General features: G+C 70.4%; 16 protein-coding genes. 7 read left to right on the forward strand and 9 right to left on the reverse strand.

All coding sequences use genetic code 11. The features are described 5' to 3' along the window. Positions 1-190: 190 nt before the first annotated feature. The 5 genes from egtA to thiM all read right to left on the reverse strand — a co-directional run bounded on the left by egtA (position 191) and on the right by thiM (position 5,508). A complete protein-coding gene (gene egtA / locus ABT245_RS33165; protein ID WP_351740903.1) occupies positions 191-1,486 on the reverse strand; it encodes an ergothioneine biosynthesis glutamate--cysteine ligase EgtA in 1,296 nt (431 codons plus the stop codon). Between the two features lie 189 nt (positions 1,487-1,675). After that, complete coding sequence (locus ABT245_RS33170; RefSeq protein WP_351740906.1) at positions 1,676-2,332, reverse strand: GntR family transcriptional regulator; 657 nt, start codon at positions 2,330-2,332, stop codon at positions 1,676-1,678. Between the two features lie 71 nt (positions 2,333-2,403). Next, positions 2,404-3,294, reverse strand: a complete 891-nt coding sequence (locus ABT245_RS33175) for a sulfurtransferase (RefSeq protein ID WP_351740909.1) — start codon at positions 3,292-3,294, stop codon at positions 2,404-2,406. After that, complete coding sequence (locus tag ABT245_RS33180) at positions 3,291-4,673, reverse strand: LLM class flavin-dependent oxidoreductase (RefSeq protein WP_351740913.1); 1,383 nt, start codon at positions 4,671-4,673, stop codon at positions 3,291-3,293. The genes ABT245_RS33175 and ABT245_RS33180 overlap by 4 nt, the downstream gene beginning before the upstream one ends. Positions 4,674-4,728: 55 nt before the next feature. Then, complete coding sequence (gene thiM, locus ABT245_RS33185; protein WP_351740916.1) at positions 4,729-5,508, reverse strand: hydroxyethylthiazole kinase; 780 nt, start codon at positions 5,506-5,508, stop codon at positions 4,729-4,731. 427 nt (positions 5,509-5,935) lie between these two features. Between thiM and ABT245_RS33190 the strand changes: the two genes are divergently transcribed. Continuing rightward, on the forward strand, positions 5,936-6,424 hold the full coding sequence (locus tag ABT245_RS33190; protein WP_351740919.1) for a beta-class carbonic anhydrase: 489 nt from the start codon (positions 5,936-5,938) through the stop codon (positions 6,422-6,424). A 57-nt stretch (positions 6,425-6,481) separates the two neighbouring features. Here the strand turns inward: ABT245_RS33190 and ABT245_RS33195 are convergent, their stop codons facing one another. Then, the gene (locus ABT245_RS33195) at positions 6,482-7,945 is read right to left on the reverse strand and encodes an aminotransferase class I/II-fold pyridoxal phosphate-dependent enzyme (protein ID WP_351740922.1); all 1,464 of its coding nucleotides are present in this window, start codon (positions 7,943-7,945) and stop codon (positions 6,482-6,484) included. Positions 7,946-8,243: 298 nt separating this feature from the next. Here ABT245_RS33195 and ABT245_RS33200 point away from each other — a divergent pair, with 298 nt between their 5' ends. After that, entirely contained in the window at positions 8,244-9,221 is a 978-nt protein-coding gene (locus ABT245_RS33200) for an eCIS core domain-containing protein (protein ID WP_351740925.1), read from the forward strand. Positions 9,222-9,249: 28 nt separating this feature from the next. Here the strand turns inward: ABT245_RS33200 and ABT245_RS33205 are convergent, their stop codons facing one another. Continuing rightward, on the reverse strand, positions 9,250-10,617 hold the full coding sequence (locus tag ABT245_RS33205) for a COG1470 family protein (RefSeq protein ID WP_351740928.1): 1,368 nt from the start codon (positions 10,615-10,617) through the stop codon (positions 9,250-9,252). 228 nt (positions 10,618-10,845) lie between these two features. Between ABT245_RS33205 and ABT245_RS33210 the strand changes: the two genes are divergently transcribed. The 4 genes from ABT245_RS33210 to ABT245_RS33225 all read left to right on the forward strand — a co-directional run bounded on the left by ABT245_RS33210 (position 10,846) and on the right by ABT245_RS33225 (position 17,353). Next, positions 10,846-11,493: a helix-turn-helix transcriptional regulator gene (locus tag ABT245_RS33210; protein WP_351740930.1), complete on the forward strand. Its 648-nt coding sequence runs from the start codon at positions 10,846-10,848 to the stop codon at positions 11,491-11,493. 160 nt (positions 11,494-11,653) lie between these two features. Further along, on the forward strand, positions 11,654-14,446 hold the full coding sequence (locus ABT245_RS33215) for an HYR domain-containing protein (RefSeq protein ID WP_351740933.1): 2,793 nt from the start codon (positions 11,654-11,656) through the stop codon (positions 14,444-14,446). Between the two features lie 10 nt (positions 14,447-14,456). After that, a complete protein-coding gene (locus tag ABT245_RS33220) occupies positions 14,457-15,152 on the forward strand; it encodes a Pvc16 family protein (protein ID WP_351740936.1) in 696 nt (231 codons plus the stop codon). Then, positions 15,149-17,353 carry an AAA family ATPase gene (locus ABT245_RS33225; RefSeq protein ID WP_351740939.1) on the forward strand — a complete coding sequence of 735 codons (2,205 nt, stop codon included), beginning with the start codon at positions 15,149-15,151 and terminating at the stop codon, positions 17,351-17,353. Before ABT245_RS33220 ends, ABT245_RS33225 begins: the two co-directional genes overlap by 4 nt. 48 nt (positions 17,354-17,401) lie before the next feature. Here the strand turns inward: ABT245_RS33225 and ABT245_RS33230 are convergent, their stop codons facing one another. Together ABT245_RS33230 and ABT245_RS33235 are read right to left on the reverse strand one after the other, a co-directional pair. Beyond that, positions 17,402-18,100: a hypothetical protein gene (locus ABT245_RS33230; RefSeq protein WP_351740941.1), complete on the reverse strand. Its 699-nt coding sequence runs from the start codon at positions 18,098-18,100 to the stop codon at positions 17,402-17,404. A gap of 37 nt (positions 18,101-18,137) precedes the next feature. Then, complete coding sequence (locus tag ABT245_RS33235) at positions 18,138-21,824, reverse strand: phage tail protein (protein WP_351740943.1); 3,687 nt, start codon at positions 21,822-21,824, stop codon at positions 18,138-18,140. Between the two features lie 307 nt (positions 21,825-22,131). Between ABT245_RS33235 and ABT245_RS33240 the strand changes: the two genes are divergently transcribed. Further along, positions 22,132-23,703 carry a phage tail sheath family protein gene (locus ABT245_RS33240; protein WP_351740945.1) on the forward strand — a complete coding sequence of 524 codons (1,572 nt, stop codon included), beginning with the start codon at positions 22,132-22,134 and terminating at the stop codon, positions 23,701-23,703. Positions 23,704-23,841: the final 138 nt, after the last annotated feature.

The raw sequence follows: 23,841 nt of genomic DNA on the forward strand, positions 1-23,841 counted from the left end.
GGTGCGATGAGTCATCTTCCGGACCCGGCCGGCCGGAGGTGCGCGGCCGCGGGCCGTTCGCCGCGGGCCACCGCTTCGAGCCGCCGTGACCTGCCGTCGGCGCGTGTGCGGCGCCGCGGCCGGAACAGGCGGTTTCCGAGCACCCCCTGAAGGCCCGCGGCCGGCGCCGCGCCCCGGCGCCGCTCGTTCGTCACCGCGGATCCCGTCGTCCGGCGAACACCTCCCGGTCGCACCGCCGCTCCGGTACGTCGTCCGCGGGGCACCTGCCTCGGTGGACGTAGCGGTCGGCATAGGCCGCCACGGCCGCCACGATCCCGGCGCTCGCCCCGAGACGGGGCAGCGCGTCCAGCGCCGCGGCGAAACACATCACGGCGGCGCGCTGCAGCTCCGGGTCGGCCAGTCCGCGGCGCGCCGCGTCCGTCCACAGCGGATTGTGCGGGGCCGGGTTCCCGGCGGCCCGCCCGGCCAGCGGCCGCACGGCCCGGTGCGCGATCGTGGCGGCGCCCGGATCGTCGAACAAGGCCGTGACCACCGCGAGCGGCACGATCCACCCGTCGTCCCCGGGCTGCGCGTCGATCATGCGCAGTTCCAGGTGTCCCCGTGGTCTGACGGGCGGAAACAGCGTGGTGACGTGATAGTCGAGGTCCGCGCGGGTCGGCGGCCGCATGGTGTGCGAGCGCGTCCACGCGCGAAAGCTCACCCCGTCCGGCACGTCCCAGGCGCCCTCCCGCCGTACGCACATCACCGGTGCGTCCAGGACCCGCCGGACCCACGCCCGGCGCGGCTCCTGGGCCAGGGACGGCCCACCGGCCCGGCCCGGGTCGAGTTCCGTCCACATCAGTTGCCGCGTGGACCGCCAGCCGGTGGAACGGCCCGCGAGGACCGGCGAGTTGGCGAACGCCGCGACCAGGACAGCGCCCAAGTGGTGTGCCAGCCACCAGCGGCGCGCCAACCCCATGACGCCGGGTCCCTCGACTCCGGCGTCGAGGCACACCTGGACGGAGGCGGAAGCACACATCAGGGTGCGCCCCGCCGGACCCGTGCGGCCGAGGGAGACCTCCATGGCGTCGTAGCGCGGTTCTTGCAGGAACCGGCGGGGCGGGCGCCAGGGGTCGAGGCCCATGCCGACCAGGGTCAGGCCGTGTTCGCGCAGCACGGCACGCACGGCCCGCAGATCGGCGGCGACTTCCGAGACGCATCGCGTCAACGACGGGGCGGGCCGGGAACTCAGCTCCAGCTGGCCGCCGGGCTCGACGCTCAGCACGGACGTCAGCGGCAGGGTGCGCAGTACGGCGTAGACCGCTTCCAGCCGCTTTGGGACGACGGGGCGTTGCGGGGCACGCGTCTCATGGATGAGCCATTCCACCTCCACTCCGACGGTGCGCGGCGGGCCGGTCTTGAAGCAGATCCCCTCGACCAGTTCCTCCGCTTCGTGTTCGGTGACCGCAGGTAAGTCTTCGGCGCCGCACTGAAGTGAAACCGACATCCGGGAGCCTCCTGAGCAGCCGCAGTGTCATCGGGATCAGGCGTCCGGTACGTGTTGCGCTGTACCTGCTCCAAGAGTCCGCCGTGCATCCCTGTCGTGACAAGGGCGCGCCGCCCAGGCGCGACCGGGCGGTCGGCGACGTGCGGTGGGCCGTGCGAACTCGGCTTCCAGGAGCGGCAGGAGCGGTCGTCAACCCGTCGGCGGTTCGCCCCCGGTGTCCCGGCGTACCTTCTGCCGGATGCGTGTGTCCCGGTCGTGTGCGTGGTGCTCCAGCATGCGCAGCCGAGCCGACTCGGCATCCCGGTCGCGGATCGCCTCGGTGATCTCCCGGTGTTCGGCGAGGCTCGCGTCGAAGGTGTCGTCGGCCGTGCGGGTCTGCCACGGTGCGCTCGTCTTCACCTGGGCGTCGATGGTGTGCAGCAGGGACGAGACGGTGGTGTTGTGGGCGGCGGCCCGTACCGTGTCGTGCCACTCGTTGAGGCTGCGGCGGATCTCCCCGGGGTCGTCCAGCGTTCCGGCCTGCTCCAGCAGCGCGTCCAGCCGGGCCAGGTCGACGGGGCTGCGCCGTACCGCGGCCGATGAGGCGAGCAGGGCGTCCAGCACGGCGCGCAGCTCGAACAGTTCGAGCATCTCCTCGTCGGACCGCTGCCGCACGGCGAAGCCGCGCCGGGTGCCCACCAGGAGTCCGTCGCGCTCCAGCAGGGCCAGGGCCTCACGCACCGGCGTGCGCGACACCGCGAACTCCTCGCTGAGCGCGAGCGGTACCAGGGAGGCGTCCTCGGGGTAGTGGCCGGAGGTGAGCCGGTGCCGCAGTGCGTCGTAGATCGTGTCCCGTGTGCTCTTCATCTGTTTCCTCGTCGCGGGGCGGCCCGCGCGGCGGTTCGCGGGCTGCCCCGGATCATGCCCGATGCGCGGGCTCAGGTCAGCTCCGGGCTCCGGCCGTTGTCGTCCTCCGGGCCGATGGTCAGCGGCAGGGCCGGGTCGGCCCGCCACTCGGCGAGCGAGCCGTCGTAGAGGAGCACGTCGTCGATGCCGATCTCGTGCAGCGCCAGGGCGAGGCCCGCCGCGTTGACCGCGCCGCCGCAGTACAGGACCGTGCCGTCGCCTGCTCGCAGCCCGTGTGCCCGTGCGAGGCGTGCGGTCCGTTCGCGGGAGAGGGTGTTGTCCGGGCCGAGGAGGTCGGCGTACGGCAGGCCGGTCGAGCGCGGGATGTGCCCGGAACGGGGCCGGTCCCGGTCACCGAGGTATTCGGTGCGGCGCAGCGCGCACACCGCGGGAGTGGGATCGTCGCCGTCGGCGATCCGCTTCATGCGTTCCAGGTCCACGAAGCCCTCGCGGGCCGGGCGTGCGACGACGTCCCCGGGGGCGGGCGGCGGCTCACGGCCGTCGGTGACGGGCAGGTGGGCCGCCTCCCAGGCGGTCAGGCCGCCGTTGAGGACGCGGACGCGGGTGATGCCGGCCGTGCGCAGCACCCACCACACCCGGGCGGCCCATGCTCCCGTCAGCCGGTCGTAGAGGACCACGGTGGAGGTGTCGCGGATGCCGAGGCGGCGTGCGTACGCCTCGATCCGGGAGGCGGAGGGGCAGGTGAACAAGAAGGGCGCGGCGGGGTCGGAGAAGCCTGCGATCAGGTCGGCGAAGTGGGCGCCGGGAACGCGGCGTTCGGTGTGGAGCTGGAGCCCGCTGACGAAGTCCGTGCTGCCGTCGGGGCCGGTGCGCCGGTCCACGGTGGCATCGAGGACGATCACCTCGTGCAGCCGGTCGCGCAGCCAGTCGACGTCGACGAGGACAGCAGTGCCGGACGTCATGACCGCTCCCGTGCGGCCGACGCGGCGCGGTTGCGCCACTCGCCGCGTTCCGGCCGGGCGAGGCCCAGGTTCTCGCGGAGGGTGCCGCCCCGGTGGCCGGTGCGCACAAGATGGCGGCGGCGCAGTTCGGGGACGACGTGGGCGGCGAACTCCTCGAAAGCGGTGGGGACATGGGTTGCCTGGATCATGAACCCGTCGGCCGCGCCGCTGTCCAGCCACAGTTCCATGGTGTCGGCGATGTCCGAGGCGGAGCCGATCATGTTGCCCTCGGTGCGTGCCCCGTACCAGCGGCCGATCTCACGCACGCTCAGCTTCTCCCGTTCGGCGAACTCCACCACCTCCCGGTAGTGGCCCTCGACGCCGACCTCGTCGAGCGATGGCAGGGGGCCGTCGAGGTCGTACCGGGTGAGGTCCACGTTGACGTGGTAGGCGAGCCGGGACAGGCCGGCCTCGGGGTGGACCAGTTCGGTGAACGCCTCGTGCTTGGCGAGCGCGTCCCGCAGGTCGGTGCCCACCACCGTGGTCGCGGCCGGCAGCACCTTGAGCTGGTCAGGGTCGCGGCCCCGGGCGGCGGCACGGGCCTTGACGTCCGCGTAGAAGGCGACGGCCGACTCCAGCGACTCGTGGCTGCAGAAGACGACGTCCGCCCAGCGGGCCGCGAAGTCCCGGCCCGCCGGTGAGGCACCGGCCTGGATGATCACCGGATAGCCCTGCGGCGGGCGCGGCACGCTCAACGGGCCGCGTACGGCGAAGTGTTCGCCGCGGTGGTCCACCGACTCCACGGCGTCGGACCGGCCGAAGACCCCGCTCTCCTTGTCGGCGACGATCGCGTCGTCGGCCCAGCTGTCCCAGAGCCGGGCGGTGACTTCCAGGAACTCCTCGGCCCTGGTGTAGCGCGACTGCCGTTCGGGCAGCCGGTCCTGCCCGAAGTTCTGGGCCTCGGCGTCCTGGAAGCTGGTGACCACGTTCCATCCGGCGCGTCCGCCGAGGAGGTGGTCGAGTGTGGCCATGCCGCGGGCGACGTGGAAGGGCTCCTGGTAGCCGGTCGAGACGGTGGCGGCGACGCCGAGGTGCCGGGTCGCGGCGGCCATCAGGGTGATCACGGGGACCGGGTCGAGGCGTGGGGTGCCGGTGCCCCAGGTCACGGCGGGGGCGAAGGTGTCGCCGAGGCTCCTGGGCACGGCGAGCGAGTCCGGCACGAAGGCGAGGTCGAATCCGGCGTCCTCCAGGACCCGGGCGATGTGTGTGTAGTGGGCGGCCGTCAGGAAGCCGTCGCCGGCGTCGGGGTGCCGCCAGCCGACGGTACCCTGCGGTCCGGCGTTCAGAAAGGCGGCCAGGTGCATGCGCGGCGGGGCGGCCGGCTCTTCGGTGGTGCTCAAGGGATGCTCCGGGGGTCGTACGGTCGTTGCGGCGTGCCGGGCGGCTGCGCAGCCGTCACCGGCCGAGCAGGGACAGTTCGTCCAGGAGCGCGACGGCGAAGGAGCCGGTTCCGGTGGTTCGGGCGCCGGCCCGCTCGGCCGCGGTGGCGAAGGCGACATGGGCGACCGCGGCAGCGGTGAGCGCGTCGGGGACGACGGCGAGGGCGCCGGCGACCAGGGCGCCGAGACTGCACCCGGCGCCGGTGACCTGGGTGAGCCGGACGTCGCCGCCGGGCACGGCGACCGTACGGGTGCCGTCGGTCAGATAGTCGGTGGGACCGCTGACCGCGACCACGGCGCCGGTCCGCCGGGCCAGTTCCTCGACTGCGCCTATGGCGTCCTCGGAGGAGAGGGTCGTCTCGACGCCCTTGCCGGTGCTGTCACCGCCGGAGAGTGCGATCAGTTCGCTGGCGTTGCCGCGGATCACGGTGGGCCGGTGGTCGAGCAGTGCCTTCACGAACGCGTCGTACCCGGTGGCGCCCGCGCCGGCCGCGACCGGGTCCAGGACCCAGGGGGTGCCGGCCTCGTGTGCGGTGCGCGCCGCGTCCCCGACGGGCTCGGCCGGGTTGCTGATCAGCGCCGCGGTGTTGATCCACACCGCGCCGGCGCCGGCCGGAAAGACGGTGGGGAAGTCGGCCGCGGCGCCGATGGCGGGTCCGGCGCCGACGGCCAGGAGCACATTCGCGCTCAGGTTGGCGGCGACGTAGTTGGTCAGTCCGTAGACGAACGGCGAACCGGACCGGATGGCGGCGATGCCGTCGGGGATCGCGGGGCTCTGCCAGGTGAGTTCTTCCATGGCGGGGTGTCTCCGGGGATCGGATGCGGGTAAAACGGACCGGCCGGAGCCGGGTGCATGCAACTGTATGCAGCAAGGTCGCGCGATCGTGCCACCCGCGAGCCTTCTTTCACGAAGCCGCAATATTCGCCGACCGGCGGCACGGTCGCCCGGAGCAGACGGTTCCACGCGGCGGCGGCATCGGCGGCAGGTACCCGCGGCCGCGTGCCCTTGCGCCTGCTCTTGCCGACCCGAGGCGCGGGCGGGTTCACTTGAGTGATGCAGACCCTCGCCGCCACGCCGACGGCCCTGTGGCCCTCGCGTCGCGTCCATCTCTTCGACGGGTTCTGTCGCCGGGACGTGTGACCGCGCTCCACGGCCCGTGACATCCGGGGGCGCACGCGTCATCCGCCCCACCGTCCGCCACCCGAGAGAACCGAGGTCCGTCATGTCCGTGACCGATGAACTGCTGGCCAACAACGCCCGCTACGCCGAGACCTTCTCCGGCCCGCTCCCGATGCCGCCCTCCCGGCGGGTCGCCGTCGTGGCCTGCATGGACGCCCGGCTGAACGTCTATGCGATCCTCGGTCTGAACGACGGGGAGGCCCATGTCATCCGCAACGCGGGCGGCGTGATCACCCAGGACGAGATCCGCTCGCTCGCCATCAGCCAACGGCTGCTCGGCACCGAGGAGATCATCCTCATCCACCACACCGACTGCGGCATGCTGACGTTCACCGACGACGCGTTCAAGGACGCGATCCAGAAGGAGACCGGGATCCGTCCGCCCTGGGCGGCGGAGGCGTTCGCCGATCCGGACACGGACGTGCGGCAGTCGATCGCACGCATCGAGGCGGACCCCTTCCTCGTGCACAAGGACCGCGTCCGCGGTTTCGTCTTCGACGTGGCCACCGGCGACCTCACCGAAGTCCGCTGAGACGGTGTCGTCTCCTGCTCACCCCGTGGCCGCACCGCGCGGCGCCGGAGCGGCTGGTCAGTCCCGTGCCACCACGCGCAGTGTCTTGAGCGTCGGGTCGGCAGCGTCCGGGATCAGGACCCCGTGGTCGACACCGCTGCGCAGGTAATCCAGCACCCTGTCGGTGAGGACCTCGCCGGGAGCGACGACCGGAACACCCGGAGGGTACGGGCTGATCGTCTCCGCGGAGATCCGTCCCGCGGCGTGCTCGGCGGGCACGTGCTCCACCGGGGCGAAGAACGCCTCACGCGGCAGCAGCGCCTGCTCCAGTTCCAGGACTGAGGGTTCGGGCAGCCGGACCGGGGCCTGCCGCTCAAGGGAGTCGGCGCTGGCGACGAGCGCACGCAGCGCGCCCAGCAGCACTTCCTCGGTCTCCTCGTCGTCGGCGTGCGTGAGGGAGACGCTGATCCGGCAGGCGTCGGAGCCGCCGACATCGACATGCCGGTGCGCCCGCAGCCACTCGGCCGCCTGCATACCGGTGATGCCGAGTTCGCGCACATCGATCGCGATCTTGAGAGGGTCGACATCGGCGGCGAGTCCTTCCTTGACGACCTCCCGGCCCAGGGGCCGCAGACCGGGCAGGTCGCCGACGGCCGACCGGATGCGTTCCGCGCGGCGCAGCGCGGCGTCCATGAGCACATGCCCGTGTTCGACCATCTGCCGGCGCCAGCCGTCGAGGGTCGCGTACACCAGCGACGAGGCGCTGGTGGTACCCAGCAGGTCCTCCCGCTGTTTGAGGACTTCGGGCGAGACCCGGTCGTACTGGAGGTGGAAGACGGAACTCTGCTCGATGGCGCCGCCCATCTTGTGCACGCTGGTGACCACGAGATCGGCCTCGGCGTCCATGCCCCAGGCGGGCAGCTCGGGGTGGAAGGGGAAATGAGCGCCCCATGCCTCGTCCACGATCAACGGCACGTCGAACTCATGGCACACCCGGGCGACGCCCGCCACATCCGCACAGGTGCCCCAGTCGGTGGGGGTGATCAGCAGCATGCCCTTGGCGTCCGGGTGCTCCAGCAGACGGCGGCGTACGTCGTCGGGTTCCGGCGGGTGGGCGAGGTGCCGCTCGGCGTCAAACTTCGGGTGTACCCAGATCGGCTCCACGCCGTTGACGACAACGGCCGCGATCACGGATTTGTGTGCGTTGCGGGACAACAGCAGCTTCTCACCGGGACCGGCCACGGCCAGCATGGCGGTCTTGACCGACAGGGAACTGCCGCAGGTCGAGAAGAAGGCTCGCTCGGCTCCCACCGCGTCCGCCATCAGATCCTGCGCCTGGTCGAGCATCCCCTGGGACTGACGGCGGTCGTCGAGTCCGTTGAGGGACAGCACGTCCGAGCGGAACACATCGAGCCCGACGACGTCCGCGACCCGCGGGTCCACGCCGCGGCCCTGCTTGTGCCCCGGTGGGCCGAAGACCAGGTCTCCACGGCGCCGGAACTCCTGCAACGCCTCCAGTACGGGTACTCGCGAGTGATCCATCGTTCCTCCGTTCCTCCCAGCCGGTCACGGTCCGCCGCCGTCCGGGCACACCTGAACGTGTTGCACCGACGCCGCGATCGAAACCCCGAGGTGTTGCCCGAAGGTGCAGTCCGCGCTGCCCGTTCCCGATGGTTTCGGGCCTGGACGCGGGCCGGTCCTGCGAAGACGCTGGAAGCGGATGCGGGAGGCTTCGCCGGACCGTCGTCCGGAACATCCGTGGGACCACGTGTCACCGAGGGGCGGAGCCACGTGTCACCGAGGGAACGTTCGGCATTCGGCTGATTCGCGGGAGCGGCGCATGGGCGTGTACGAGCAGGGACACGAAGGCGAGCAGGAGCACGACGCATCGCTCAGGGCGACCAGGAAGGGCAACTCCGACACCTTCTCCGAGGCATCCATCGGGTCGTCCGCCGACGCGTCCGCCCAGCCGCCGGCCGGGCTTGCCCACGTGCTGACGGCAGCCGCCACCGGCCGTACGGATGTGCTCGGTCCCGCCCAAATGACCACCCTGCAACGGACGGTCGGCAACACGGCCGTCCGCTCGGCGCTCCAGCGCAAGGCCGAGGGGGCCCAGCAGGCCGAGGAGGCTGAACCGGACGCCGCGGAGCGGGGCGAGCAGCGTTCCGGAGTCCACGAGGTGATCGCGTCCGGCGGCGGACAGCCACTGGACACCGACACCCGAACCGACATGGAGGCCAGGCTCGGTGCCGACTTCTCCTCCGTGCGGGTGCATACGGGCTCGGCGGCGCACGAGTCGGCGAAGGAGGTCGGCGCCCACGCCTACACGGTCGGCGACAACATCGTGTTCCAGCGGGACAGTTACGACCCGTCCTCACACCGGGGGCGGGTCACGCTCGCCCATGAGCTGACCCATGTGATCCAGCAGCGCTCCGGTCCGGTGGACGGCACCGAGGCTCCCGGCGGGATCCGGGTGAGCGATCCGTCGGACCGCTTCGAGCGGGAGGCGTCGGCCACCGCGGAACGCGTCATGGCCGCCCCGGCTCCCTCCCCCGACTCGCCCGCTCCCTCCCCCGACTCGCCCGCTCCGTCCCCCGACTCCCCCGCTCCGGCCTCCGATTCACCCGCTCCGGCCGTCGACGCGTCCGTTCCGGTGTCCGCGCAGACCGCCGTGGCGGCGCCGCCCGCCACCGCCGCCCCGGTGCAGCGTCAGACGGAGGACGAGGACGAGGAACCGGCGGATGTGCAGGGCTCGTTCGTGCAACGGGCCACGGAGGGGGCGTCGGAGGACGAGGAGGAGGCCACGCCCGAGGGGTGAGCGAGCCGCGGCCGGCCGGGCGGACCGGTCAGCCGGCGGTCTGCGCGGGCGCCGTGGTCTTGCCGCCCAGGAACAGCGATTCGGAGCACTGGGACGGCGCCGGGGCCCCGACCGGCCGCCCCACCCGCCGGCAGTCGACGGAGACGGTGACCTGTCCCGCGGAGCGCACCTCGATGGGGGTGACGAAGTGGTAGTCGGAGTCCCGGAAGTTCTCCAACGCCAGTGTGAGCAGCGGTCCGTCGTCGCTGGAGACGACCAGGGTGCCCGCGTCGCCCTGCGGGTTCTGGATCACGATGTCGGTCAGTTCGAAGGTCCGGCCGGCGGGCACCTCGTAGGCGGTGCGCCGGGTGGCGCCGCCGCCCACCGCGTCCCGTACCCGCACCCGGGCGCTCTCGGGTGTCCCGGACCCGCCAGTCACACCGGGCTCCCCGGTCACACCGGGCTCCCGGGTCGCGGAACTGCCCGGTGACGCGGACGCGTTGCCGCCCGCGTCCGACCCTGCCGTGCCACCGCCGCCGGTCTGCCCTTGCCCTTGGCCGTCGGCCCCCGTGCCGCCCGCTCCGTCCGGGTCCCGGTTCCCTTCCCGCAGCGCGGACTCGACCGCCTGCGGAGTGATCGCCTCGCGAGCGGCCGACCGTACCGTGGGCCGCAGCACCGAGTACCAGAGCCCGACCACGGCCGCGGCCACCAGCACCGCCACGACCAGGGCGCGGGGCAGCCAGCGGGGCAGCACGGCCTGCTGCTCGTAGGAGCCGTCGAGGACCACCGGCTGGTACGGGTCCTGCCCCTGCGTCGCCCGCGGTGTCACCGCCACCTGGAACGGGTGGGTGATCGGGGTGCCGCGCCACAGACGCTTGGCGGGGCGCACCGTCAGGATGGTGAACTTGGCCTGGCCCGGCGGTACTTCCAGTTCGGCCGGGCTGAAGACGAGCCGGGAGCGTTCGGTGGCGGCCCGGGCGGTCAGATCGACCGTGACGGGAGTGTTGCCCCTGCTGTCGACGGCCACCTTGTGCCGGCCGCGCCAGGGGCTGTTCGACCCGGGTGGCACCAGCTCCGCGGTGACCTCGGTGAACGCCCCTATGGTCACGGTCCGTTCGAGGACGGCCGTCTCACTGTGCTCGCTCGTCGGCACCACGCGCAGTCCGAGCGGTGTCTCTCCGGGGCTCACCTGCGAGCTGCGGGGCGGACGCAAGGTGACGGTGGCGGTGCCGGACGCGCCCGGGTAGAGCGACAGACTCTCCGGTTCCACCGTGGTCCAGTCGGCGCACGGCCCCACCACTTCGAACCTGCATTCCTCAACGGTGGTTCCGGAGTTGAGCACCCGCACCGGAAGTTCTGCCGCGCCCCCGGGCTGGGCGGTGACGGAAGACTCGTCCACGCTCGCCGAAACAGTCATGCGGCGCACCGTAATGTCCGGTGTGACATACGGTCACCGGCCACACAGGAACACTTTCGGGCAATCACGATGCCCATGCAGACACCGCCAATTCCCTTGGGGAATCAGGGGCATTACTGTGGTTACTCAGTAAAGGGAGACCCATGTGAATGAAATGTGGACCCGCACCCATGATTTGACCATATTTCGACGGAGCTCTCCCGCAGTCGCCCGAGGGGAGAGAGCGACGTGCTACAGACGAACGGAGATCGCATTACGGTGGCGCTGCGCGCCCAGGACCCGGTGTCGCAGGCCGGAGTGTCCAGTCAGTTACGCGCTCGCCCGGAAGTCAGGGTCGTCGACTGGGACGAACGGGACGACACGGATGGACCGCAGGTGGTGGTCGTCGTCCTCGATGTCCTCGACGATGTCGCGCTACGCGTGTTGCGCCAGATCCAGCGGACCAGTACCGCGCGGGGGGTACTGGTCACCACCCATATCGACGAGCAGCAACTGGTGAACGCGGCCGAGTGCGGTTTCGTCGGTGTCGTCCGCCGCGCCGAGGCGACCCCGGAACGCCTGGTCAAGGTGATCGGCTCGGTCGCCAGGGGCGAGGGCCGGGTCCCGCCCGACCTGCTCGGAAGCCTGCTCCAGCAGGTCGGCCGGCTCCAGGGTCAGGTGCTCGCACCCCACGGGATGAACCTCACCGGATTCACCGCCCGCGAGATCGAGGTTCTGCGACTGGTCGCGGAGGGATACGACACCGCTGACATCGCGGTGAAACTGTCCTACTCGGAACGGACCATCAAAAACGTCCTGCACTCCATCATGACCCGGCTGAATCTGCGGAACCGGTCGCATGCGGTGGCGTATGCCCTGCGCCAGGGGCTGATTTGAGTACGGGCCCGCGGTGCCGTCGTATATCGCCCGGCACCGCGCGGTGCCCCATGGGGCAGCCGGGCGTTCCCGAAGGACTGGCTCGCTCCCCGCTGCGTGGTACACGGCCGGCCCGCGAGGGTGGGAGTCCGAGTCGCCGATCGTGACCGTGGGGTGTTCAGTGGGTTCTGTACGGGGGTTCGCGCGCGGCGTACGAGGGTTGCTGCGCCCTGCCCACGGAGTCCGGCGCTTCGGCCTGCCGGGCCCGCGCTCCGTCGCCCGGCCGCATGTCTTCACCGTCGGCGTGCTGACCACCGTACTGCTCCTGGTCGTCGTCACCGCCGTCACCGGGATCACGGGCGTCGCGGGCGGTGCGCCGGCCGCGGTCCCGGGGTCGGCGGTGACCCCCGCCGTGGTGGACGAGCCGCTGGATCCCGGCGACTCGCTCACGGTGGCCAAGGAGGTCAGCACGCCCGTGGTGCCGCCGCGGCCGGACATCGTGCTGCTGGTGGACGGCACCGGCAGCATGGACACCACCATCGAGGGGGTCCAGAGGGACCTGGGAACCATCACGGACCGGGTCCGCCACGAGCAGCCCGACTCCCGTTTCGCCGTGGCGACGTACGGCGACCAGGGAGTCGACGGCGACCGGGTCTTCACGGTGCTGCAGGAACTCACGGACGACCTGACGGCCGTACGGACCGGGGTCGAACGTCTCGACGCCACCCGCGGTGGCTACAGCCCGGGGCCCGCCGAGGACTGGATCAACGCGCTGTGGCAGATCGGCAACGGGGCGGCGGGAAGCTTCCGGGAGAGCGCGAGCCCGGTCGTGGTCCTCGTCGGCGACGCCTCCAGCCACGACCCCAGCATGGGCCACACCCTCGCCGACGCCGTCAACTCCCTGCAGAACGTGGGCGCCCGGGTCATCGCGGTCGATGTGGAGACCGTTCTGGGCGACGGTCTGAACGGCAACGGCGACAACGGCAACGGCCCCGACGAGAACCGGGAGCCGACCCACGACCCCGACCAGGCCACCGGTGTGGTCGAGGCCTCCGGCGGCCGTCTCTTCCAGGACATCGACCCGGACCAGGTGGCCGACACGATCGCCGCGGGCCTGACCAATCTGCCCACCGCCGTCAGCCACCAGACGATCGGCTGCGATCCCGCGCTCACCGTCGCCCTGAGCCCTGCCGTCCGACAGGTGACCAGCGGTCAGGTCGCCACCTTCGAGGAGACCATCACGCTGGCGGACGACGCTCCGCAGGGCATGACCCTGAGCTGCGCCGTCCAGTTCCTGCTGGACGGCAGGGCACCGGGCGGTGACGCGCCCCTCGACGTCACACCCGCCCGCGCGTTCCACGGCCAGCGGATCTCCCCCGGCGAAGACGGGCTCGGCGAGCCGGTCGGCCCCGGCACAGCGGCCCTCGGGGGTGTCTCCGAGCCCGGCGGCGGATCCGCTTCCGGAGCTGACACCTCGGTCTCCGGAACCGTCGACGGCGCCGCCGGTGGCACTGTCGACGGCGGAAGCGCGGGGCTCGTCGGGGGAACGGCCGGTGCCGTGACGGGCGGATCCGAGGGCTGCGACGGCGGAGCCATCGCCGGACTGGCGATCGGCGGCGTCGGCGGCCTCGGCACCGAGGGCGGCGGGCTCATCGGCCCACTGCTCGGCGGCCTCGTCGGCGGCTCCGCCGGCTGCGGCGACGGCGCCGGCGGCGGGAGCGGCGGCGAGGCGAACGGCGGTTCCTCCGCGAGTGGTTCGTCGGGCAGTGGTTCACCCGGGGGCGGGACGACGGACGGCGGATCGGCCGCCGGGGCCGTCGGCGGGGCGGTCACCGGAACGGTCGGTGGGACCGGCGACGGCGACGGCGGAACGGGCGGCGCCACGGCCGGCGCAGGCGGCAACCAGAACGGCGGTCGGCACGGCGACCAGGAAGGCGACCAGGAAGGCGATCAGGAAGGTGGCGGACACGACGGACGTGATGACGGGGGCGACAAAGGCGGCGGTGTCGGCGGCGCTGCCGCCCCCGAGGACTACCAGCAGCACATCACCATCACGGTCAATGACATGACCGCTCCCGTCGTCACCGTCGTCGACCGCACGGTGGAAGCCACCGACGGCGACGGCACGGTCATCGACTTCACCGCCACCGCCGAGGACGCGGTCGACGGCACCCTGCCCGTCAACTGCGCCCCCGCGTCCGGCTCACTCTTCCCCGTCGGCACCACCCAGGTCACCTGCACAGCGACCGACTCGTCCGGCAACACGGGCACCGGCACCGCCACTTTCACGGTCACCGCGGCCCCGGTGCCGAACGAGGCGGACATCGCCGTCCGGGCCGGCGTGTCCCCCGCCACCGCGTACACGGGCCTGACCACACGCGCCGACTACGTCCTCACCAACGCGGGGCCGAGAACGGCGAGGAACGTCGTCCTCACCACCACCTGGCCCCAGCGGAACGGCTCCCGCGACCGCACGCTGTCGTCGCTCTCGAACTGCACCCCTGCCAGGCCCTGCACCGTCGCGCCGGGCAGCCGCGTCACCGTCACCCAGACCGCGGTCTACGACACCGCCCTGCGCGGCGAGGTCCGCGCATCGGTCACCGGCTCACCGCGCGATGCCCGGCGGGCGGACAACACCGCCACCGCGCCGCTCCGCGTCCTGCGGCCGAAACTGACCGTCACCCCGGCGGTGGCCCGGCCCGGCGACGTGGTACTGGCCCGCGGCGAGGACTTCCCTCCCGGTCGCACGGTCGCCCTCACCTGGAGCCGGGGCATCACGGCGGCACAGTCGCCCGTACGGGTGAGCCGGGACGGCACCTTCGAGGCGCAGGTGCCGGTCCTGCGCAAGGACCAGTTAGGCCCGCGCGTGCTCCGCGCCCGGGTGCCGGCGCTGGACCGGCTGCACCGCCCGCAGGAGGACGTGCTGATCGTGCGCCGCAGCCTCCAGCCGCCGGACTTCGCGGGCCGACGGTGAGGGGCGCGCCGTGATCCACGAGGTCGACGAGGCGCTGCGCGCGCTGTTCCGCACGGACGCCCTGGCGGGCGGCCAGGTGACGGTGGTCTTCGACGCCCCCACCCGCGACTGGGCCGCCAAGGTCAACGCCCCCACCGTCAACCTGTATCTGTATGACATCCGGGAGGACATGCGCCGCCGTGAACGCGGCCTGCTCAACGAGTACGACGAGCAGGGCGCCATCGTGGCCAGGCGCCGCCCGCCCCGGTTCTTCAAGCTGTCGTATCTCATCACCGCGTGGACCAGACGCCCGGAGGACGAACACCGTCTGCTCTCGTCGCTGTTGTCCTGCCTCCTGCGGTACGAGGCGCTGCCCGCCGAACGCCTCACCGGCACGCTGGGTGAGATCGGTGTGTCCGTCCCCATGACGGTCGCGCTGCCGCCGCCCGAGGACCGGTCGTTCGCCGACGTATGGAGCGCGCTGGGCGGAGAACTCAAGCCGTCGCTCGACCTGGTGGTGAGCGTGCCGGTCACCGAGTCCCCGGTCTACCCGGCGGGCCCGCAGGTGGGCGAGGAAGGGGTGCGGCTCGGCTTCGGCGAGACGGTCCCGGCCGAGCCGCCGCCCACCGCCCCGGCCCAGCGGACCCCGGGCGGCGCGAACCTGCCGGTGTACGGGGCGCGCAGGGGCGGCATCGCGTCGCGGGTGGCGGAAGAACACCCGGAATGACGACCCCCACCGGACCGGCGGAATCGGCCGCCCGGGACGGGAGCCTGCGCCACCTCCTCGACCGCGCGGTCCTCGTCGAGCAACGCGTACGGCGGGCGGTCGACGCACGGCAACTCGGCGATCCCGCCCCCGACGACGCCTTCCGGGGCCTCTACCTGAGCGATGAGACCGTGCACCGGCTGCTGGACGCGGGCCCCCGCACGTTCGCCGTCACCACTCCCGACAGCACGGACGCCGGCTTGCTGGCGGAGACGGAGTCACGCGCCGACACGGCGGAGGCGGCAGGCCGTCCCACCCGGCTGCGCAGCCTCGCCCGCGGCTTCGGCCTCTCGCCGCTGGACGTCGAGATCCTGCTGATCGCCCTCCTGCCGGACCTGGACGACCGCTTCGAGCGGTTCTACGGCTACCTCAACGACGACGTCACCCGCCGCCGCCCCACCACGGGGCTCGCACTGGGCCTGTGCGGCCTCTCGCCCGCCGACGCGGCGGCGCGTTGCCGCCTGTCCCCGCAGGCTCCGCTCCATGCGGGCGGCCTTCTGCTGGTGGAGGAACCCGACCGGCCCTTCCTGGGCCGCGCCCTCCGTGTCCCCGACCGGGTCACCGCCCACCTCCTCGGTGACGACACCACGGATCCGCGCATCGTTGACCTGCTGGTGCCACGGCAGGACACACCGGCCGTCGAGTCCCGTACCGGACTCCCTGTGGGCAGAGGCACCGGCCTCGGCCCCGCGCCCAACGGCCGGTCCGGCGTGGTGCCCGGTGCCGAGCCGGGCATCGGCGACCCGGCTGCGCTGGCCCGCGCCCTGGCCACCGGTGTGCCGCTCGTGTATCTCCGCGAGGAACAGGGCGGTGCGGGCTCGGCACTCGCCGCCGCCGCCGTGGCCCGCGCGGGCCACGGCGTGCTGGCCGTCGACCTGGACCGCGTGGCCCGTGACCTGAACCCCGCAGAGGCGATACGGATCCTGACCCGCGAGGCGAAGCTCACGTCCTGCGCGCTGGTGTGCGCACCCCTGGACGCGCTGACCCGGGAACCGGACCGGATCGAGATCATCCGTACGGTGACGGACGTTCCCGTCCCCGCGGTGCTGGTCGGCAGGGTCCCGTGGGACGCGGCATGGTCCACCCGCCCGCCCCTGCTGCTGCACGCCCCGCGCGTCGAACCCGCGTCACGGGCGGCACTGTGGACGGCGGCGTACCCCGGCCACCTTCCCCCGGGCCTGGATGTGACGCACGTCCTGTCCCCCTTTCTCCTCGCCCCCGACCAGATCGCCCGTGCGGCCCGCGCCGCGGCCCAGACCGCGACGCTGGACGGCGGCACGCTCCGCCCGGACCACGTCCGCGCCGGCGCCCGCTCCCAGAACGCGGCGGGCCTGGACCGCCTGGCCCGCCGTACGGAACCGGCGGTGACGTGGTCCGACCTGGTGCTGCCCGCCGACACCCAAGCCCAGCTCCGCGAACTCGCGGCCCGGGCCCGCCATCGCGACCAGGTGCTGGGGGAATGGGGCATGCGACCGGGCGGCGGCCGGGGCAGGGGTGTGACGGCCCTGTTCGCGGGCGACTCGGGCACCGGCAAGACGATGTCGGCCGAGGTGATCGCCGCGGATCTGGGCCTCGACCTGTACACGGTCGACCTCGCGACGGTCATCGACAAGTACGTGGGCGAGACGGAGAAGAACCTGGAGCGCATCTTCTCCGAAGCGGCGGGAATCAACGGCGTCCTGCTCTTCGACGAGGCCGACGCGATCTTCGGCAAGCGCTCGGAGGTCAAGGACGCGCACGACCGTTACGCCAATGTCGAGAGCGCGTACCTCCTCCAGCGGATGGAGACCTTCGACGGTCTTGCCGTCCTCGCCACCAACCTCCGCGCCAACCTGGACGACGCGTTCACCCGCCGCCTGGACCTGGTCATCGACTTCCCGCTCCCCGACACCGCCCAACGCCGCGCCCTCTGGGACCGCTGTCTGGCCCCCGTCCTCCCCGGCACCGCGGACCTGGACCTGGACTTCTGCGCGCAGTCCTTCGAACTGTCGGGCGGCAACATCCGCTCGGTCGCGGTGACGGCCGCCTACCTCGCCGCCGAGTCGGGCAACCCGGTGACGATGGCCGACCTGATCCACGCGATACAACGCGAATACCAAAAACTGGGCCGCCTGACCTTGACCTCGGAGTTCGGCCCGTATATGCCACTGCTGACGGGCTGAGCCCTCAAGCAGCCGCACGGGCGCGACGGGCCGCTCTTTCCGATCGAGTCAGCCGGACTCCCACCGGGAAAGTCGATCATCTAGACGGACCGACAACTCACTGTAGTCATTCTCCGGGAAATTCTCTTCCAGGAAATTAATCGCCTTTCGCAACTCCAGACCGATCGCTTCAAAATTGTAGTGTTCAGGCGGCACCTCGGCGAAAAGGTACTGCCAGTAATAGAAACCGCGAGTCAGCAAAAGGAAGTCCATGTAATCACTGTAACCGATGTCCAACTTGACGCTTCCATAGGTGACATTGAAATACCATACCTCCGGATCGTGAACTCCATCCTGCAATCGGAGTGCAGAGAACGTGCCGACTCCACCACTGAATTGACTATCAAATACGCGAAATTCCGAATGGAGCGCCAGTTCATCCTCTGACCAACCGTCCTGCTGCAGCCATGCCGGAGCACCCCCCACAATGGCGTCCAGAAGCTGGACAAGGTGAAACTCTCCACCCAGGGATCCACATTCGCCTGAACCTCGCCAATAGAGGCCCAGCCCATTATAGCGGTGGAATGACCGCTTCAGCGACGGGTCGAGCGTGATCCCATTTAGCTGCCGTAGTAGATCGAACGCCGCGTCCGCGTTGTTCAGGAATTCTCCGAGCGGCCCCTGTTCCTGTCCCAGAACTCGAATGTTAGGGCAGTTTCCGATCTCATCAATCATATTGAGCAGCTTTGCTTCGTACGCCAACAGCACAGGTTCACACCTCCTTCGGGCGACAGGCTCGTCCACATCAGTCCCAGCGAATCAGGCCTCTGGATTGCAAATCGATGAACTTGCTTGCCAGGCTCGGAAATCTCACAGTCAGGTCAGTGATACCGGCGTAGGGTCTTCCGTCCTTGACGAGCTGGGCAATCTGGCTCTTCTTCGGCAGGCCGAGCCAGGTCGCCACCGCCGTAGCGCCTTCCACATTTATCCGGAGGCGAGACACTGTCGGCGGATCCTGATCGTCGGAAAATGAACCACTTGCAGCCTTTTCCTCCCATTTCCCCTGCCGCCTCTCGTACCCACCCCACTCGACTCCGAGGGCATGCGGGAATGCATCGTCCGGAAACTCTCCGTTAGGGCTTTCATAAAACGTGAGATCCGTGATTCGATACCAGATAATCTTCTCACTACCGCCTCGGAGCGCCACCTTGGCCGGATTCTCGGCGGCGCGCAGGAACAATGGGTTGTTTGTGAACCCGCGGGCCGGTACGAGGTTTGAATCGGTGGCGTGCCCTCCAAGGAAATCCGGAAGGAGATGCATTTTCACCCAAGCGGTTCTGTTACTGCCCTTGTTGAGGCCGGCACTGTCCACGTGATCCCAGCCCCTGAGATCTCCTTCATGTGCACTGGACGGGGTGCCCTTCGATTTATTATTGATATAATGGGCCGTGAATTTTTCTGCCCGCACGTTGTCGACGAACGGCGGCAGCACAGGAGCCGGTATCGGGGCAATCGAACTCGGATCATGGTCCGCCAGCGCTTCTGACAGGCTACTGAGCTTGTTGACCAGGTCCGCGAGATTCCGCTGCCTCGCCGCGCCGGTACTGTTATCCAGGGCGGATTGCGCAGCCGTGACCTCCGCATGGCTACTGACTGCGTTCTTGTGAGCCCGCTCCTGCTGTTCACGCTCGCTGGATTCCTCGCTGCTCTTGATTGCCGCAGGCCATGTATCATTGAGAAACTCACGCACGTCGCGAGGCTCACTGTGCAGAAGGAGTTTCGCCCCGGACTTGTTCTCGGAAAAGGCGAGAAGGTGCCCTTCTCCCGCCTTGTTCCGAAACCTCGCCTTCGGCAACCGTATCATCCCATCCTTCTCACCGTTCTCGCCGTTCTCACGCCGCCCGTCCCTTTTCTTTTTCTGGTCCTTCTTTTTCTTTTTGCTCCAGAGCTTCTTCCCGAATTGAGCAATCTTGGCAGCGATCTTTTCGATGGCGCGGTTGACCGGGCGGGAGGCCTTTTGGAAGACCTGTCTGATCTTGTTGGCCAGGCTGCCGATACCGAGGAGTGAGGCCAGCAGGCCGATCAGTAGGGGGACGCTTGCCGCCAGCGCCGTTTCGATCATTTTCGGGACGCCCGCCGAGCCACCGCCCGCGATGGCGATCACCGCGTCCAGGACCGCGTTCACGAACTCCACGATCTGGGCGCCCTGCGTCACGATGAACGTGACGATGTCGATGATCGCCTTGACGGCGCGGACGAAGGCCGACGCGGGGTTCAGCAGAGACAGAATCCATGTGATGCCCGCGACGATGACCGTCGGGATCAAGTACGACTTGAGTTCCTCCAGGATCGTGGACTTCAGGTCGCCCACCTCGGCCCGGATCTCCTTCGTCGCCCCGGCCGGCCCCTCCGTCGCCAGCGCCTTCGCGACCGGGACCGACTGCTCGACCTTCGTCATCGCCTGGTCGGGGACGCCCTTGCGGGTGATGCGGGCTCTGATGTTCGCCCATGTCAGGCCCAGCATGGAGGCGATGAGCTGGATGATCCCCTTGAGGTCGAACTTCGACGGGATCTCTATGCCCGCCTTCACCGACGTGCCCAACAGCCATGACACCAGGCCGGATTGCAGGTGGGTGGCAATGTTCGACACGAACTGCTGCAAGCCCGCACCGACCGAGCGCACCAGATTCCCCAGGAAGCCGATCGGGTCCTTGATGATCTTGGTGATCGCGCTCGCGGCCTTGGCCAGGACGCCCATCAGGAGGTCCTTGAGTTCCTTGATGGTCTGGATGACGCCCACCACCGCGTCAACCGCCTTCTGGACCAGCCCCTTGTTCGCCTCCTGGAGTTTCTTGATCTCCTCGTCCACCGCGTTCAGGGCCTGGGTGTATTTCTGCGCCAGGCTCTGGACCAGTTCCTGCGACTTGTCGTTGACCTCCGATTCGAGATCGTCGAACTCGGCGGCGAAATCCTGTGCCGCCTCCTCGCCGAACTGCTTCAGATCCGCGGGGAGTTTGTCGACCTCCGCCTTCAGGGCCGCGCGCCCCTGCGCGATACGCGCCTTGGCCCTGCCCAGCTCCTTGCCGATCATGTCGGCGATGGACGAGATGACGCCCTGCATCAGACCCACGTACAGCTTGCGGGACTCCTGGAAGAGCTGATTCGCCTCGTCCGGCATGCCCGCGATCTTGTCCTTGGCCCACTTGGCCGGGCCCCAGAAGCCGCCGTAACGCTTGTCCTTGTACTCCTTCATCCGGCGCTTCTGGTCGGTGTTGAAGGCGTCCCGGGCCTTCTTCTCGCCCTGCTCGAACTGCTGGTCGACCTTGCCGTCCAGACCGTCCAGGATCCCCTTGACGTCCCTCTGCGTCGCGTCGAAGACCTTCTGGAGCTTGGCCGTCACCTCCTCCCGCTTCTGTTCGTCCTTCGACTTCGTCTCGCCCTTGCCGCCGTCCACCTCCTTGCCCGCCGCGCCGCGCTTGGCGGTCAGCGCCGCCATGGCCGTCGCCCCGGCCGCCGCGGCGCCCGCCTTCGCCGTCACCAGTTGCTGCTTCTCCGCCGCGCGGGCCTGTGCGGGGGCCGTCACCGAGTGCTGTTCGGCCTTCTTCTTCTCCCCCAACGCCCCGGTGAACTGGGGCTCGTTGCTCTTGGCCAGCTGTTCCTCGGTGACGTCGGCTTCCGCCATCTGCTGGTCGGTTTGCCGCGGACCCTCGGAGAAGTCCGTGACCTCGGGCGGCTGTTGCCGCGGGACGGCGTCGGCGGCGTTCGGCGCGCCCGGGTTGGCCGGCGGCTGGTCCGGCGTCATGGGCGTGACGTGTTTTTCCTTCGCCTGTGAGGTGTCCGGCGGTGCCATGGTCGTGGTCTCGATGTCCTTGGCCGAGGACTCCTTGCCGTCGGTGACCTTGCCGTCGACCGCGCCCTTGATCTCGTCCGCCTTGCCCGAGTCGGCGAACTTGTCGGCCTCGGCCAGGTTCTTCGGCGCCTGTCGGTCGATCGCCCCGTTCACCGCCGCGATGAACGCCGCCTTGTCGAACTCCCCCGGCTCGGCCGCGTTCATCTTCTCCGCGTTGGCCGCCTTGCCCTGTGCCTGCTTGTCGTCGGACGGGGCCTTCGCCGCGCCCTGCGCCGAACGGGACTCGGCGGTCGCGGTCCTGTGCCGGGCCAGCTTCTGCTTCTTCGCGGCGATATCGGCGTCCACCCTGCGCATGCCCGGCGCCTGGGACGGTGGCGGCTTCACCGGAGCCGCGTAACGCTGGGCCACCAGGTGGGCGACCGCCGCGTTGCCCGCCGTGCCCTGTAGGCGTCGCAGGCTCTGTGGGGTCAGACCCCCGGCGTCCGAGGGCCGCGCCGGGGCCGTCGCCTGCTCGGGAGCGGGCGCCGATGGCCGCTCCGGCGCCGGGATCGCGGACCGGGCGGACACCGTGGGCTTCGCGGGCTTCTCCGACGCAGCCTTCGACACCGTGGGCCTGGCGGGCTTCTCCGACGCAGCCTTCACCGCATCACCCGGCCTGCCGGATGACGACGGCGTCGGGCGCCGGCGCACGGCACGTCCGCAACATGTCTGTCAGGGTGCGGGGTCCGGCGGGGTGGTCCCCCCGGAAGTCCGGGTAGTGCCGAGGGCAGAGATCGCTGCCCCATAGGGAGGCGGGGCCGCTGCACCTTGGGGCAAGGACGTCTGTCCTGCGGTGCGGCCGAATGCCCTGTCCCCCGGTTCCGGTGTCCGGGAACAATCGCTCTCGCTTCCCCGGTCAACCTGGTCAACTGGTCGACCTGGTCGAGGAGACCCGGTCAAGAGGAGTGGTATGCCGTCGTACCTGTCCCCGGGCGTCTACGTCGAAGAGGTGGAATCCGGGTCACGTCCGATCGAGGGGGTCGGGACCTCGGTCGCCGCCTTCATCGGCTTCGCTCAGAAGGGTCCGTTCAACGAGCCGACCCTCATCACCAACTGGACCCAGTTCACCGGCGTCTTCGGCGACTTCGTCGAGGGGACCTATCTGGCCTCGGCCGTCTACGGGTACTTCGCCAACGGTGGCGGAATCTGCTATGTGGTCCGGATCGGCGGCGCCGAGGCGGGTCCGGCGGGGAAGGCCGAGGGGCCGGCACGGGAGAGCGCCGAGCGGGTGGGGACCACCGCGCAACTCGGCCCGTACTCCGTGCGGGCGCTGCCCGGCGTCACGGGAGAGATCACCGTGGAGGTGGCAGAACCCGAGGGCGAGGATCCGCCCCAGGACGTCTTCACCTTGATCGTGAAGCGGGACGGACAGGTCGTCGAGACATACCCCTCCGTGACCACCAAGCGCAGCAAGGACAACGTGGCCACCCAGGTCAGGGCCCGGTCGCAGCTCATCCGGCTGGAGGAACCCGGCAAGGGGGCCGCGCCGGCCCGGCCCGAGGTCCAGTCGGTGACGCTGGCCGCGGCGCCCGGTGCCGGGCCGGGCGGCGGGGTCGTCGGGGTGCCCGACGCGCTGTCCGCCGACTCCTACGTCGGCGATCCCGACCAGCGCACCGGGTTCGGCGGGCTGGAGGCGGTCGAAGAGGTCACGATGGTGGCCGTACCGGATCTGATGAGTGCGTACCAGCGTGGGGCGCTGGACCTGGAGACGGTGATCTCGGTGCAGCGCGGGCTGATCACCCACTGCGAGGCCATGGGCGACCGGATCGCGATCCTCGATCCGCCGCCCGCCCTGAGCCCGCGCCAGATCAAGACGTGGCGGGAGGAGACGACCGGTTTCGACTCCCGGTACGCCACGCTCTACTACCCCTGGATCAAGGTGTTCGACCCGGCCGTCGGCCGTGACGCCTTCGTGCCTCCGAGCGGGCATGTCGCGGGTGTGTGGGCGCGCAACGACGAGACGCGCGGGGTGCACAAGGCGCCGGCGAACGAGGTGCTGCGTGGCGCGGTCGGTCTGCAGACGCGGATCACCAAGGGGGAGCACGACCTGCTCAATCCCATCGGGCTCAACTGCATCCGCGCTTTTCCCGGCCGCGGCATCCGGGTATGGGGCGCGCGTACGCTCGCCGACGATCCGTCATGGCGGTACCTCAATGTGCGGCGGCTCTTCAACTACCTGGAGGAGTCGATCCTCGCGGGCACACAGTGGGTGGTCTTCGAACCGAACGACGACGCGTTGTGGGCCCGTATCCGGCGCACCATCTCGGCGTTCCTGGTCAACGAGTGGCGCAAGGGCGCCCTGTTCGGGCTGACGCCGGACGAGGCGTTCTATGTGAAGTGCGACCGCGAGACCAATCCTGCGGAGTCGATCGAGGCCGGTCAGGTCATCTGTGAGGTCGGGGTGGCCCCGGTCAAACCGGCGGAGTTCGTGGTGTTCCGGCTCGCCCAGCTCTCGGCGGGGTCGGGCGGGATCGACGAGTGACGCCACGGCCCGCGGGGCCGTCAGGACCGTCCGGACCGACAGGACCGACAGGACCGACAGGACCGACAGGACCGACAGGACCGACAGGACCGACAGGACCGACAGGACCGACAGGACCGACAGGACCGACAGGACCGT

The organism is Streptomyces sp. NPDC001508 (assembly GCF_040298665.1).
Lineage (GTDB): Bacteria > Actinomycetota > Actinomycetes > Streptomycetales > Streptomycetaceae > Streptomyces.